This window comes from Sphingopyxis sp. LARHCG72 (assembly GCF_052871675.1).
Genome location: NZ_JBIXJU010000002.1, coordinates 79,772 through 93,331, shown reverse-complemented (window position 1 = coordinate 93,331; position 13,560 = coordinate 79,772). Strand labels below are relative to the sequence as shown.

The 13,560-nt window shown below is 65.2% G+C and carries 15 protein-coding genes; 11 read left to right on the top strand and 4 right to left on the bottom strand.

Annotated features, from left to right (window positions below; translation table 11 throughout):
• Positions 1–11 precede the first annotated feature (11 nt).
• The 5 genes from pgmG (at position 12) to ACIPPQ_RS05495 (ending at position 4,733) form a co-directional block, all read left to right on the top strand.
• On the top strand, positions 12–1,394 hold the full coding sequence (pgmG, locus tag ACIPPQ_RS05515; RefSeq protein WP_446543191.1) for a phosphoglucomutase/phosphomannomutase PgmG: 1,383 nt from the start codon (positions 12–14) through the stop codon (positions 1,392–1,394).
• 141 nt (positions 1,395–1,535) lie between these two features.
• The gene (gene lptB, locus ACIPPQ_RS05510; RefSeq protein ID WP_446543519.1) at positions 1,536–2,321 is read left to right on the top strand and encodes an LPS export ABC transporter ATP-binding protein; all 786 of its coding nucleotides are present in this window, start codon (positions 1,536–1,538) and stop codon (positions 2,319–2,321) included.
• 15 nt (positions 2,322–2,336) lie between these two features.
• A complete protein-coding gene (gene rpoN / locus ACIPPQ_RS05505; protein WP_446543190.1) occupies positions 2,337–3,803 on the top strand; it encodes an RNA polymerase factor sigma-54 in 1,467 nt (488 codons plus the stop codon).
• A gap of 89 nt (positions 3,804–3,892) precedes the next feature.
• Positions 3,893–4,018, top strand: coding sequence for a type B 50S ribosomal protein L36 (gene ykgO, locus ACIPPQ_RS05500; protein ID WP_003046794.1), 126 nt, complete (start codon positions 3,893–3,895; stop codon positions 4,016–4,018).
• Between the two features lie 97 nt (positions 4,019–4,115).
• Complete coding sequence (locus tag ACIPPQ_RS05495) at positions 4,116–4,733, top strand: HAD family hydrolase (RefSeq protein WP_446543189.1); 618 nt, start codon at positions 4,116–4,118, stop codon at positions 4,731–4,733.
• Here the strand turns inward: ACIPPQ_RS05495 and ACIPPQ_RS05490 are convergent.
• On the bottom strand, positions 4,730–5,137 hold the full coding sequence (locus ACIPPQ_RS05490; protein ID WP_446543188.1) for a hypothetical protein: 408 nt from the start codon (positions 5,135–5,137) through the stop codon (positions 4,730–4,732). The two genes, ACIPPQ_RS05495 and ACIPPQ_RS05490, sit on opposite strands and share 4 nt — an antisense overlap.
• A 4-nt stretch (positions 5,138–5,141) precedes the next feature.
• Positions 5,142–7,289, bottom strand: coding sequence for a S9 family peptidase (locus ACIPPQ_RS05485; protein ID WP_446543518.1), 2,148 nt, complete (start codon positions 7,287–7,289; stop codon positions 5,142–5,144).
• Between the two features lie 83 nt (positions 7,290–7,372).
• On the opposite strand from ACIPPQ_RS05485, the gene ACIPPQ_RS05480 reads away from it, so the two are divergent.
• From ACIPPQ_RS05480 to ACIPPQ_RS05455, 6 genes are all read left to right on the top strand, one after another.
• Positions 7,373–9,211 carry an aminopeptidase P family protein gene (locus tag ACIPPQ_RS05480; protein ID WP_446543187.1) on the top strand — a complete coding sequence of 613 codons (1,839 nt, stop codon included), beginning with the start codon at positions 7,373–7,375 and terminating at the stop codon, positions 9,209–9,211.
• 7 nt (positions 9,212–9,218) lie between these two features.
• On the top strand, positions 9,219–9,680 hold the full coding sequence (locus ACIPPQ_RS05475) for an acyl-CoA thioesterase (RefSeq protein WP_446543186.1): 462 nt from the start codon (positions 9,219–9,221) through the stop codon (positions 9,678–9,680).
• A gap of 301 nt (positions 9,681–9,981) precedes the next feature.
• Entirely contained in the window at positions 9,982–10,443 is a 462-nt protein-coding gene (locus ACIPPQ_RS05470) for a hypothetical protein (RefSeq protein ID WP_446543185.1), read from the top strand.
• Positions 10,444–10,477: 34 nt separating this feature from the next.
• On the top strand, positions 10,478–11,422 hold the full coding sequence (ribD, locus tag ACIPPQ_RS05465; RefSeq protein ID WP_446543517.1) for a bifunctional diaminohydroxyphosphoribosylaminopyrimidine deaminase/5-amino-6-(5-phosphoribosylamino)uracil reductase RibD: 945 nt from the start codon (positions 10,478–10,480) through the stop codon (positions 11,420–11,422).
• 9 nt (positions 11,423–11,431) lie between these two features.
• Positions 11,432–12,058: a riboflavin synthase gene (locus tag ACIPPQ_RS05460; protein WP_446543184.1), complete on the top strand. Its 627-nt coding sequence runs from the start codon at positions 11,432–11,434 to the stop codon at positions 12,056–12,058.
• A gap of 32 nt (positions 12,059–12,090) precedes the next feature.
• Positions 12,091–12,525, top strand: coding sequence for a GFA family protein (locus tag ACIPPQ_RS05455; protein ID WP_446543183.1), 435 nt, complete (start codon positions 12,091–12,093; stop codon positions 12,523–12,525).
• On the opposite strand, the gene ACIPPQ_RS05450 is transcribed toward ACIPPQ_RS05455, so the two are convergent.
• Together ACIPPQ_RS05450 and ssb are read right to left on the bottom strand one after the other, a co-directional pair.
• Entirely contained in the window at positions 12,522–12,989 is a 468-nt protein-coding gene (locus ACIPPQ_RS05450; RefSeq protein WP_446543182.1) for an MmcB family DNA repair protein, read from the bottom strand. The two genes, ACIPPQ_RS05455 and ACIPPQ_RS05450, sit on opposite strands and share 4 nt — an antisense overlap.
• A gap of 15 nt (positions 12,990–13,004) precedes the next feature.
• Entirely contained in the window at positions 13,005–13,553 is a 549-nt protein-coding gene (gene ssb / locus ACIPPQ_RS05445; RefSeq protein WP_446543181.1) for a single-stranded DNA-binding protein, read from the bottom strand.
• Positions 13,554–13,560 lie beyond the last annotated feature (7 nt).

The following is a 13,560-nucleotide window of genomic DNA, read 5'->3' as shown; positions in this document are numbered from 1 at the left end:
AAGGACCCACCATGACCCACGCTTTCCACCCCACCATGCTGCGCGAATATGACATTCGCGGGGTTGTCGGCGACACGCTGTCGGCCGCCGATGCCAACGCGATCGGGCGCAGCTTCGCGACGCTGATCCGCCGCGCGGGAGGCAAGCGCGTTGCGGTCGGTTACGACGGGCGGCTGTCGTCGCCGATGCTTGCCGACGCGCTGATCGCCGGGATCAATGCCGCGGGCATCGACGCGCTGAACGTCGGGCTGGGGCCGACACCGATGCTCTATTATGCCGCGTCAACCGAGGATGTGGACGGCGGCATACAGATAACCGGCAGCCACAATCCCCCCGACTATAATGGTTTCAAGATGGTGTTTCAGGGGCGTCCCTTCTTCGGCGCCGACATTCAGCGGATCGGCGAAATGGCTGCCGCCGGCGACTGGGAAAGCGGCGAAGGCACGGCGGAGAGCATCGATATCGTCGACGCCTATGTCGACCGGCTGATCGAAGGCTTCGCGGGCGGGGCGTTCCGCATCGGCTGGGACGCCGGAAACGGCGCCGCCGGCACCGTGATCGAGAAACTGACCGCGCGCCTGCCGGGCGAACATCATCTTCTTTTCACCGATATCGACGGCCATTTTCCGAACCACCACCCCGATCCCACCGAGGAAAAGAATCTGGCCGACCTCAAGAGGCTCGTCGCCGAGAAGAGCCTCGATTTCGGCGTCGCTTTCGATGGAGACGGCGACCGCATCGGCGCGATCGACGGGCAGGGGCGGGTGATCTGGGGCGACCAGCTCTTGCAAATCTACGCCGCCGCGGCGCTGCGGGATTTGCCGGGCGCGACGGTGATCGCCGATGTGAAGGCGAGCCAGGCGCTGTTCGACCGCGTCGCCGAGCTCGGCGGCAAGCCGCTGATGTGGAAGACCGGGCACAGCCTGATCAAGGCGAAGATGAAGGAAACCGGCAGCCCGCTCGCGGGCGAGATGAGCGGGCACATCTTTTTCGCCGATCGCTATTATGGCTATGACGACGCGCCCTATGCCGCGGTGCGGCTGATCGAGGCGGCGACGAAACTCGGGCAGAGCGTTACGCAGCTCCGCGGCGATATGGCGCCGATGGTCAACACCCCCGAACTGCGCTTCCAGGTCGACGAGGTGCGCAAGTTCGCCATTGTGGACGAAGTTCTCGACCGGCTTGCCGAATCGGGCGCACAGGTCGACCGCACCGACGGCGCGCGTGTGCTGACCGACGATGGCTGGTGGCTGCTCCGCGCGTCGAACACGCAGGATGTGCTTGTCGCGCGCGCCGAGGCGAAGGACGAGGCAGCGCTGGCGCGCCTGCTCGCCGCGATCGACGAACAGCTCGCCCTGTCGGGGATCGTGCGCGGGCCGCAGGCGGGGCATTAAGCGCCGCCGCCGGCACCGCTTTCGTTGCCCTGCAAAAATCTTGCCAGATTGACGTTCGCCGCGTCGCTGGGGTAACGCCGCTCGGGTATTAGAAACGGAACCGACCGACCTATGACCGACGACGAATCCCCCGCTGTTACGATGGCCGAAGGTGATCATGGCGTCACCGAACATAAGGCGCATGTCCGCGAAGAGGCGGCCGCCGGCAATGGCCTCGCCGTCATCTCGATCGCGAAAAGCTATGACAAGCGCGTCGTGTTGTCCGACGTGTCGCTGTCGGTAGGCAAGGGCGAGGTCGTTGGCCTGCTCGGTCCGAACGGCGCGGGCAAGACGACCTGCTTCTATTCGATCATGGGGCTGGTGAAGCCCGACGCCGGGCGCATCATGCTCGACGGCGCCGACATCACCGCGCTGCCGATGTATCGCCGCGCGATCCTCGGCCTTGGCTACCTGCCGCAGGAAACGTCGATCTTTCGCGGCATGACGGTCGAACAGAATATCAGCGCGGTGCTCGAACTCAGCGAGCCCGACAAGGTCTCGCGCGAGCGCCGGCTCGAGGAACTGCTCGACGAATTCGGGCTGACGCGCCTCCGTTCATCGGCGGCGATGGCGTTGTCGGGCGGCGAACGGCGCCGCGCCGAAATCGCGCGCGCGCTCGCGGCCAACCCGTCGATCATGCTGCTCGACGAACCTTTTGCGGGCATCGATCCGCTGTCGATCAGCGACATCCGCGACCTCGTCGCCGATCTGAAGACGCGCGGCATCGGCGTGCTGATCACCGACCATAATGTGCGCGAGACGCTCGACCTCGTCGACCGCGCCTGCATCATCTACGACGGCAAGGTGCTGCTTGCCGGCTCGCCGGCCGAACTCGTCGCCGACCCCGAGGTGCGTCGCCTCTATCTCGGCGAGGGTTTCTCTTTGTGACGATGTGAGCCGCTGATGGCGTTGGGTCCGCGCCTCGATCTCCGCCAGTCGCAATCGCTGGTGATGACGCCGCAGCTGCAGCAAGCGATCAAGCTGCTGGCGCTGTCGAACCTCGAACTCGAAGCTTATCTGGCCGAGGCGCTCGAGGGCAATCCGTTGCTCGATGCCGCCGCGGCGGACAGCGACGGAAGCGCGGGCGATCCCGAATTCATGCCCGGCGGCGACGTGTCGCCGACCGAAGCCGCGTCGCTCGGCGCCGATCAGGCGCTGGCGGCGGACGGCGGCACCGCGAACGACCTCGACGTCGATCTTGCCGCCGACAGCTTCCACCACGACAGCGCGAGCGACAATGTCGGGCTGTCGGGGAGCGGCGAGGATATCGATTTCGACAGCTTCGCCGAGCATGAGGGCACGCTGCACGACCATCTGCTCGCGCAGGTCGGCGAACGCTTCAGCGGGATCGAGGCGATCGTCGCGGGACAGCTCGTCGCGCTGATCGACGAGGCGGGATATCTGCGCGCCGATCTTGCCGAGTTGGCCGCGCAGCTGGGCGTCCCGCTCGCGCTGGTCGAAGCGGTGCTGGCGGGCATCCAGTGCTTCGACCCTTCGGGCGTCGGCGGGCGCGACCTTGCGGAATGCATCGCGATCCAGGCGCGCGAGGCCGATCGTTACGACCCCGCAATGGCGACGATGATCGCGCATCTCGACCTTGTCGCGAAAGGCGCCTTCCCGCAGCTCAAGCGCATCTGCGGGGTCGACGACGAAGATCTCGCCGACATGATTCGCGAGCTGCGCGGCTATGACCCGAGGCCGGGGCTGAAATTCGGCGGTGGTGGCGCGCAGGCGGTCGTCCCCGATCTTTATATCCGCCAGACCGCGAAGGGCTGGGCGGTCGAGATCAACAGCGGCACCTTGCCGCGGCTGCTCGTCAACCGCCGCTATTATAGCGAGCTGGCGAAGGGAGCGGCGGCGAAGAGCAAGGCGTGGCTGTCCGAGCAGCTCGCGGGCGCCAACTGGCTGGTGCGCGCGCTCGACCAGCGCCAGCGCACGATCGTCAAGGTCGCGAGCGAGATCGTCAAGCAGCAGGAAGGCTTTTTCCTCCACGGCGTCGCGCATATGCGCCCGCTGACGCTGCGCCAGGTCGCCGAGGCGATCGGCATGCACGAATCGACCGTCAGCCGCGTCACGAGCAACAAATATCTCAGCTGCCCGCGCGGATTGTTCGAGCTCAAATATTTCTTCTCGAGCGGCATTTCGGACATGCAAGGCGACGGTGCGGTGTCGGCCGAGGCGGTGAAGAGCCGGATCAAGGCGATGATCGAGGGCGAGGATGCGAAGGCGATCCTGTCCGACGAGACGATCGCGCAGAAACTCTCTGCCGAGGGGCATGACATCGCGCGGCGCACCGTCGTCAAATATCGCGAGGCGATGGGTTATGGCTCGTCGGTGCAAAGGCGGCGGCAAAAGGCGCTCGCAGGCTGAAATCGGCCTGAAAGGCGGTTGACTTTCGAGCCGCTTCCCCATAGTTGCGCCGCTTCGCGTCAATACGCCAAGATTTACGGACAGAGATCATGAAGATTCGCAACAGCCTGAAGTCGCTGAAGGACCGCCACCGGGATAACCGCGTTATCCGCCGCCGTGGCCGCACCTATGTGATCAACAAGACCAACCGCCGCTTCAAGGCGCGCCAGGGCTAATGCCCCTGCGCGGGGCGATTTCGCCCCGTTTGCTTTTGATGAACAGCGTTACGCCGTCGGATGCTTCCGGCGGCGCTTTCGCGTGTCTGGAGCCGTCATGATTGGCCGGAGCGTGATCTTCGACGTCGGCCGTGTCCTCTTCGACTGGGACCTGCGCTATCTGTTCGCCAAGCTGATCGCCGACAAGGACGAGCTTGAGTGGTTCGTGACGAACGTCGTCACGCCCGGGTGGCATTTCCAGCACGACGCCGGCCGCCCGCTCGCCGAGATGGTGCCCGAACGCAAAGCCGAATTTCCCGATCATGCGCCGCTGATCGACGCCTATGCGGCGCGCTTCAACGAGACGATCCCCGGCCCGATGCCCGGCAGCGTCGAACTCGTCGAGCGGCTCGACGCTGCGGGCGTACCGCTGTTTGCGATCACCAATTTCGGGCATGAATTCTGGGAAGCTTTCCGCCCGACCCAGCCGGTGTTCGACCGCTTCCGCGATATCGTCGTGTCGGGGACCGAGAAGCTGATGAAACCCGAACCCGCGATCTACCATCTCGCCATCGAGCGATTCGGCATCGACCCGGAGGGCGCGCTGTTCATCGACGATGTCGCGGCGAATATCGCGGGCGCCGAATCGGTCGGCATCGCGGGGCACCGGTTCGTCGATGCGCCGACGCTGGAGCGCGAGTTGGTCTCTCGGCGTTACCTGGCGCGCTTGACTTAGCGCATCAGTTTTCGCAGCGATTCAATCCAGTCACGCGAAAACTCTTCCTGCATCTCAACCGATGCCGGAATGATGTCCGGCCCTTCCTCGAAAATTCCGACGAGCTCCGTCGCTGGAAGGCCGGTTTCAATCTTATAGGCTTTCAGGCCTCCGCCCATATCTCGTGACATGGCCGACGGCCAAACCTTCAAACTTGCGCCGTAGCAGAATGGAATCAGGCCCTTGGGCTCCAGCACCCGTTTGCGGATTCTTTGGAGCGCCGAAAAATAGTCTGGCGCATCGGCATGATGAGTTTCGCCGCGTACCGTGCAGGTGAGCCGGCAATTGTCGCCGTCACGGCCCTGAACGATCAGAATCTGCTCGTCTTCTGCTCCCCCGATCACGAAGATGGAGTGCTGTTCCACAGCTCTACTTCTCCACCCCCAACTGCGTCAGCACGAAGGCGAACTCCTCGGCATCCTCGCGTAGCGCGCCCCAGCGGCCCGACTTGCCGGCGTGGCCCGCGCCCATGTTGGTGCGCAGCAGCAAGGTCGCGTCGTTGGTGCGCGTCGCGCGGAGCTTGGCGACCCATTTGGCGGGTTCCCAATAGGTCACGCGCGGGTCGTTGAGCCCTGCCGACACCAGCATCGGCGGATAGGCCTTCGCCGTCACATTGTCGTAGGGGCTGTAGCTCAGCATATAGTCGAACGCCGCCTTGTCGGTGATCGGATTGCCCCATTCGGGCCATTCGCCGGGGGTCAGTGGCAGCGTTTCGTCGACCATCGTGTTGATCACGTCGACGAAGGGCACCCCCGCGAGCACCGCGCCCCACAGCTCGGGCGCCTGGTTATAAACCGCGCCCATCACCTGCCCGCCCGCCGAGCGGCCCTCGATCGAAATCTTGCCCGCGCTGGTATATTTGGCGGCGATCAAGCCCTTGGCGACATCGATGAAGTCGTTGAACGTGTTCTTGCGCTCGGTCGTCTTGCCCGCGAGATACCAGGCGCGGCCGAGGTCGTCGCCGCCGCGGACATGCGCGATCGCGTAGATCATCCCGCGATCGACGAGGCTCAAACGCGTCGTCGAAAAGCCCGGCGGGACGCGGTAGCCGTAAGAGCCATAGACATAGAGGTGCATCGGCGCGCTACCGTCGCGCGGCGTGCCCCTTTTATAGACGAGCGACACGGGAACCGGCGTTCCGTCGCGCGACGGCATGTTTGCCAATTCGGTTATATAGTCGTCATGATTATAACCAGACGGAATCTCCTGCACCTTCAGCGTTTCGAGCTTGCCGCTTGCGAGGTCGTAATCGAACACCGTGTCGGGGGTGACCATCGATTCATAGTCGAGGCGCAGCTTGTCCTGATGATATTCGGGATTGTCGCCGAGCCCTGCGACATAGGTGGCTTCGGGGAACCGGATCCGGCCGGGGGTCAGCGGCGCGTCATATTTGCGGATATCGACCTGATCGACACCCTTCTCGCGCGTTTCGAGCACGAAATAGTCGCGGAAAACCGACAGGCCGGTGATGTAGCTTCCGTCCGATCCGGGGATGAGGGTTTTCCACTCGCCCGGCTTCTTCACGCTCGCGGTCGCGACGCGGAAATTCGGATGCTCGTCGTTGGTGTAGACATAAAGCGTCCCGTCGCGCTCATCGACGCTATATTCGCGGCCCTTTTTGCGCGCCGACACGAGCTGCATCTTCGCCTCGGGATTGTCGGCGGGGAGGAGATAGACCTCGCTCGTCTCGTTATCGCCCGTCGCGATGACGATATAATTGTCGGCGGCCGTCTTGCCGATCCCCACCCCGAAACCGATGTCGGCTTCCTTGTAGAGCAATTTGTCCTCGGACACGGGGCGTCCGAGCTTGTGCAGCCGGACATTGTCGGTGCGCCAATTCTCGTTCGCGAGGCCGTAGAGGATCGCGTCATTCTTCGACGTCCACACCAGCGACGACAGCGTGCCGGGGATGACATCGGCGAGGGCTTCGCCGGTGGCGAGGTTCTTGAAGCGCACTTCGAACCGTTCGGAGCCATTGTCGTCGAATGAATAGGCCATCAGCTTGCCATCGGGGCTGATCGACAGTTCGGCGAGGCGGAAATAATCCTTGCCCGCGGCCATCGCGACCTCGTCGAGAATCAGGATCGCATCACCGCCCGCGGCGGGCCTCCGATACCATTTCTTATATTCGGCGCCTTCCTCATATTCGACCCAGTAGATCCAGTCGCCGTCCTTCTGCGGCACGGAGGAATCGGCTTCCTTGATCCGGCCCTTCATCTCCTGGAACAGGGTTTCGACGAGCGCGGCGTGCGGCTTCATCGCCGCGTCGAAATAGGCATTCTCGGCCTTCACATAATCGAGCACATCCTTGTCATCGATCGTCGGATAGCTCTCGTCCTTCAGCCAGTGATACGGGTCGGAGAGCGTCTTGCCGTGCAGCGTCATTTCGTGCGGACGCTTTTCCGCGACAGGGGCGGCGGGCAGGGCCGGGGTGGTGCTGGTCAATGCTGGGTCTTTCTCTTGGGCGAGCAGTGGGGGCGATACGACAAGCGGGGTGGCAATTGCCGCCAGAAACATCCAAATAGCGCGCATCACAAAATCCCCCGCGGTGTCGCCCCTATGGGCGGGATCGCCTACGATGTAGGAACAAGGAAGCGACCATGTCCAGCCCCGTCCCCGCAACTGTTTATGCAGAGCGCCTCGCCCGCGTCCGCGCCGAACTCGCCGCGCGCGGTCTCGACGGTTTCGTCGTGCCGATCAGCGACGAGCATATGAGCGAATATGTCGGCGACTATGCGCAGCGCATGGCGTGGCTGACGGGCTTTGGCGGATCGGCCGGCACCGCGGCGGTGCTGCCCGAAAAGGCGGCAGTGTTCGTCGACGGGCGCTATACGGTGCAGGTGCGCGACCAGGTCGACGGGTCGCTCTTCGACTATGTCGGCGTGCCGCAGTCGAGCGTTGCCGAATGGCTGGGCGCCAACGTCAGCGCGGGACAGAAGGTCGGTTATGATCCGTGGCTCCACGGCATCGACTGGGCGCGCGGCCTCGAAAAGGCGCTGGCGGCGAAGGGCGCGCGCCTTGTCGCGGTCGACGCGAACCCGATCGACGCGGCGTGGGACGACCAGCCGGCGCCGAGCGCCGCGGTGGTGACGGTCCACGATGCGGCGCTCGCCGGACAGGGCGCGGTCGAGAAGCGCGAGATTATTGCCGACTGGCTGAAGGCGAAGGGGCTCGATACGACGGTGATGACCGCGCTCGATTCGATCGCCTGGACCTTCAATATCCGCGGCACCGACGTCAGCCATACGCCGGTCGGGCTCGCCTTCGCGCTGCTCCACGCCGACGCGACCGCCGACCTGTTCATCGCACCCGAAAAGGTCACCGACGCGGTGCGCGCGCATCTCGGCAACAGCGTGCGCATCCACGACCGCGACGCGTTCGAGGCGGCGCTAGTCGACCTCAGGGACAAGAAAGTTGCGGTCGATCCCGACCGTGCGGTCGCCGCGATCTTTACCGCGCTCGAAGGCGCGGGGGCCGGGATCGCACGCTGGCGCGATCCCGCGGTGCTCCCCAAGGCGATCAAGAACAGCACCGAACTCGACGGCACGCGCGCCGCGCATGTCCGCGACGGGGTCGCGGTGTCGCGCTTCCTCAAATGGATGGAAGAGGTCGCGCCGCAGGGCGGTCTCGACGAGCTTGGCGCGGCGGCAAAGCTGCGCGCGTTCCGTGCCGAGAATGGTGCGCTCAAGGACCTGTCGTTCGATACCATCTCGGCCGCCGGGCCGAACGGCGCGTTGCCGCATTACAAGGTCGACGAAACGACGAACCGCGCGATCGAGACCGGCACGCTCTATCTTGTCGATTCGGGCGGGCAATATGCCGACGGCACGACCGACATCACGCGCACGATCGCGATCGGCACGCCGACCGCGGAGATGCGCCGCCGCTTCACGCAGGTGCTGAAGGGCCATATCGCGCTCGCCACCGTGCGTTTCCCCACGGGCACGCGCGGCAGCCAGCTCGATATTCTCGCCCGCCAGTATCTGTGGGCCGACGGGGTCGATTATGCGCATGGCACCGGGCACGGCGTCGGCACCTATCTCGCGGTGCACGAGGGGCCGCAGCGCATCGCCAAGCCGTCGGGCGGGCAGGCAGGGACCGAGGAGCCGCTCCACGCGGGCATGATCCTCTCGAACGAGCCCGGCTATTACAAGGCGGGCAGCTTCGGCATCCGCATCGAAAATCTCGTGATCGTCGTGCCGCAGAGCATCGCCGGCGCCGAGGAGGATATGCTGGGGTTCGAGACGATCACCTTCGCGCCGATCGCGCAGAACCTTGTCGACGTCGCGCTGCTGTCGGGTGCCGAGGCCGACTGGCTCGACGCCTATCATGCCGAGGTGTTCGCGAAACTGGCGGCCGGGACAGAGGGCGAGGAGCGCGAGTGGCTTGCAGCGGCGTGCGCGCCGCTCGACCGTACGCCCGCCGCGCTTGCTGCCTGACGCTGCCATGACCGATATCCGCAGCGACGTGCCGCTCGCCGATTTTCGCGTGCAGGAACCTGTTCGCGTCCGCTTCAACGAAATCGACGGCCAGAATATCGTCTTCAACGCCAATTATCTGGTCTACGCAGATATCGGCGTCACCGAATATTTCCGCGCGCTCGGCGAAGGGCAACCTGGACCCTATTTTCACCAATATGGTACAGATATTCGCGAGACGCATTGCGAGATCGACTATCATGCGCCGGCACGGCTCGACGAACTGATCACGATCGCCGCGCGGATCAGCGCCTTCGGCCGGACGAACTTCACGCTTCATTGCGGGATTTTTCGCGGGAATGAGCGGCTGACTGACATCGAGATCAGCTATGCGCACATCGACAGCGATAGCGGGCAACCGACGTCGCTGCCCGGAAGCTTCATCGCCGAGGTACGGCGATTCGAAACGCGCACCCCGGTTCAGGGCTGATTCGCCCGCCCCCTGATTCGAACCGGATCGTATTTCTCGACCAAAAAAGTCAGGTTTTGAGCCGGAAAAGGCCAAAAAAAAAGGGCCACCCGAAGGTGGCCCGTGAAAGTTTTGGGAGAGGATGCCTAAAAGGCAAGTGTGATATTGCACTGCACAATGAATGTTGCAACTGCGAAAAGAGCATCTGCTATTGCATTTTTTGCAATCGAGAACGTTATCAGCGATCGTTCGACGCAATCGCCCGCGCGCTTCGCTGCCCCTCGCAAATTGCCGCGACATCGCCTAAATTGCGCGGATGGGAATGTTCAACAATATGGATGTCGGCGGCGGCCTGTCCGATTTCTGGTCCTATATCCGCGAACCGCGACCGCATCGCTGGGCGATCTGGGGTGTCGCGCTGGCGCTGACCTGGCTGATTTTCACCGGGGTCGAGAAATATCTGATCCCGTATGAAAAGCCGAAGGAACAGATCATCTATTTCGAGAATTGGACCGCGAACCGCAGCGCGGAGGAAATCCGCGCCGACTGGGTCGCGCGCGCCAGGGAAACGACGCTGCACAACGCGCAGAAGCGCGCCGAATATCAGCGCTTCGCCGACAGCCTCGGTATCGAATATGATTCGAGCGAGGCCGACAAGGTGACCCGCGAGACGCTGGGCGACGAAGCCGCGGCGGAGGCGAAAAAGAAGCCCGCGCCGGTGCAGGTGCGCTCGACGCTCGCCGAACGCGCGGCACGCGGCGCGCAGCCCAAAGCCGCCGACTGACCCGATGCAGCGGGCCCCCGCCGATGCCGACTGGATGGCGGCCGCCATCGCGCTGTCGCGGCGCGGCCGGCCGGCGTCGGCGCCCAATCCCAATGTCGGCTGCCTGATTGTCAGCGATGGCAAGGTCGTCGCGCGCGGCTGGACGCAGGCGGGCGGGCGTCCGCATGCCGAGGCGGCGGCGCTGACGGCGGCGGGCGACACGGCGCGCGGTGCGACCGCCTATGTCACGCTCGAACCATGCGCACACGCCAGCGCGCGTGGACCGGCGTGCAGCGATGCACTGATCGCCGCAGGCATCGCGCGCGTCGTGATCGCGGCGCAGGACCCCGACCCGCGCACCGACGGCAAGGGAATCGCGCGGTTGCAGGCGGCGGGGATCGAGGTCGTCTTCAATGTCCTTCCCGCCGAAGCGCGCGCGGCGATGGCGCCGTGGTGGACGCGGCATACGGAGCGACGGCCGTTCGTTACCCTCAAGCTTGCGACTTCGCTCGACGGCGCGATCGCGATGGCCGACGGGTCGAGCCGCTGGATCACCGGCGACCGCGCGCGCGCGCACGGCCACCTCGAGCGCGCGCAGCATCAGGCGATTCTCGTCGGGCGCGGGACGCTCGACGCCGATGCGCCGAAACTCGATGTGCGGCTGCCGGGGCTGGAGGATCGCAGCCCGAAGAAACTGGTTCTGACGTCGGGCACCGCGCCCGGCGGATGGACGGCGGTCGCCTCGCCCGACGCTATCGACGACGTCGACTCGGTGCTGGTCGAGGGCGGCGCGGGTGCGGCATCGGCGTTCCTCGCCGCCGACTGCGTCGACCGGCTTCTGCTTTATCGCGCGCCGATCCTGATCGGCGGCGGCCGGCCTGCGCTCGGCGACATCGGCCTCGCCGACCTCGCGGGGGCGCACGGCCGTTGGCGCCTTTCCGACAGCCGCCTGCTTGGCAGCGACCGGCTCGACGTCTACGAGCGCGTCAGAGAAGGATAAGAGGGCTCCATGTTCACCGGCATCATCACCGACATCGGCACCATCCGCAGCCGCGAGGATCGCGGCGACACGCGGCTCGTCATCGACACCGCCTATGATGTCGGCACCGTCGACATCGGCGCGTCGATCGCCTGCTCGGGCGCTTGCCTGACGGTCGTTGACAAGGGCGTGTATGAGGGGAGCAACGGCCCCGCGGGCTGGTTCGCGATCGACGCGAGCGGCGAAACGCTGGCGCGAACCGCGCCGGGGATGTGGGACCAGGGCCGCCGGCTCAACCTCGAACGCGCGCTCAAGATCGGCGACGAGCTGGGCGGACATATCGTCACCGGCCATGTCGACGACATCGGCCGCATCGTGTCGGTCGAACCCGTCGGCGACAGCGTGACGGTCACCGTCGCCGCGCCGGCATCGCTCGCGCCGCATATCGCGCCCAAGGGGTCGATCACCGTCGATGGCGTGTCGCTGACGGTCAACGAAGTGACCGACCAGCCGAATGGCGAGGCGCATTTCACGCTCAATATCATCCCGCACACGCAGGAGATGACGACGCTCGACGAAGCCGCCGCGGAGCGCCCGGTCAATCTGGAGATCGATATCCTCGCGCGCTATCTCGCGCGAATGCAGGCGCGAGGATAGTCGGCCCTGCAAACGGAGAAGGACGTCCGGGGATGACCAAGACGATACGAGGCTCCTGCCTGTGTGGAGGAATCCGTTTCGAAATCGTCGGGAAAGTCGGACCCGCCGGCCAATGTCATTGTTCCAAGTGCCGGAAGGTGTCGGGTACCGACGGAAACGCGGTCTTCTATGCGCCAGCGGCCGGTTTTCGCTGGCTGGCGGGCGAGGAATTGATCGAACGCTTCACCGTCCCCGATGGCAAGGGCTGGGCGTCGCATTTCTGCCGTCGATGCGGCAGCCCGACGCCGCTGGGCGATGCGAACGGCAAGTTCTTCTTTGTGCCGGCGGGCCTGCTCGACGACGATCCGGGCTTTCGCGGCTATACTGCCCATATCTTTGCCGCATCCAAAGCCCCGTGGGTTTGTATCGCCGATTCGGCGCCGCAGTATGAAGCGGGCTTCGATTCGGCGCGGATCGACGGCGCCTAACCCTCGCCCCAACCGGCCGCCAGCTCGGGGTCGGCGGCGATCATCGACCGCCGCATCGCGAGCCGCCCGATGCGGAGAAGCTCGGCCTTGCGGCGTGCGGGCGCGAGGTTGCAGCTCGCTGCTTCGCGCACCACCGCCGCGCCGTAGCGATCGGCGACGATCAGCCCCGATGTCTCGCGGCGATAGCCCTCGGTTTCGAGGATCGCGGGGTCGAGTCCCGATGCGAGCGCCCAGTAGAAGCGGTCGCACCAGTCGCAATAGTCGGGCCATTTGCCGTCGCCGTGCAAATCGGCGCGGCTGACCTTGATCTCGACGATCGTGATCTGGCCTTTTGCATCGATCGCGGTGAGGTCGGTGCGCCGCCCGTTGGGCAGCGGCACCTCGGGGATCGCGACCAGTCCCTGCTGCACGAACAGCCGGCACACGCCGCGCGCGACGTCCGCGGCGGTGATCGGGTCGGTCATCGTTTAAAGCCGCGCTCAGAAGGGAACGTCGTCGTCCAGATCGTCGTCGAAGGGCGGACGTCCGCCGCCGCTCGAACCGCCGCCGCCGAAGCCGCTGCCGCCCGACGAGCCGCCGCCGCCCTGGTTCCAGCCGCCGCCCGAGCCACCGCCCGACGAACCGCCGCTCCAGTCGTCACCGCCGCCGCCGCCGCCACGCGAGCCGCCGCCGCCGGGCGCGCCGTCGAGCATGGTCAGCGTGCCGCCCATGCCGGCGATGACGATCTCGGTCGTATATTTGTCGTTGCCGTCGCGGTCCTGCCATTTGCGGGTGCGCAGCGAGCCTTCGATGTAAACTTTCGAGCCCTTTTTCAGGTAGCGCTCGACGACGCCGATCAGCCCTTCGCCGTTGATAACGACCTGATGCCACTCGGTGCGCTCCTTGCGCTCGCCGGTCATCCGGTCCTTCCACTGTTCGGACGTCGCAATGCGGAGATTCGCGACCTTGCCGCCGTTCTGGAACGACTTGATTTCGGGATCGGCACCGAGGTTGCCGATGAGAATTACCTTGTTGACGCTGCCAGCCATCCGCCGC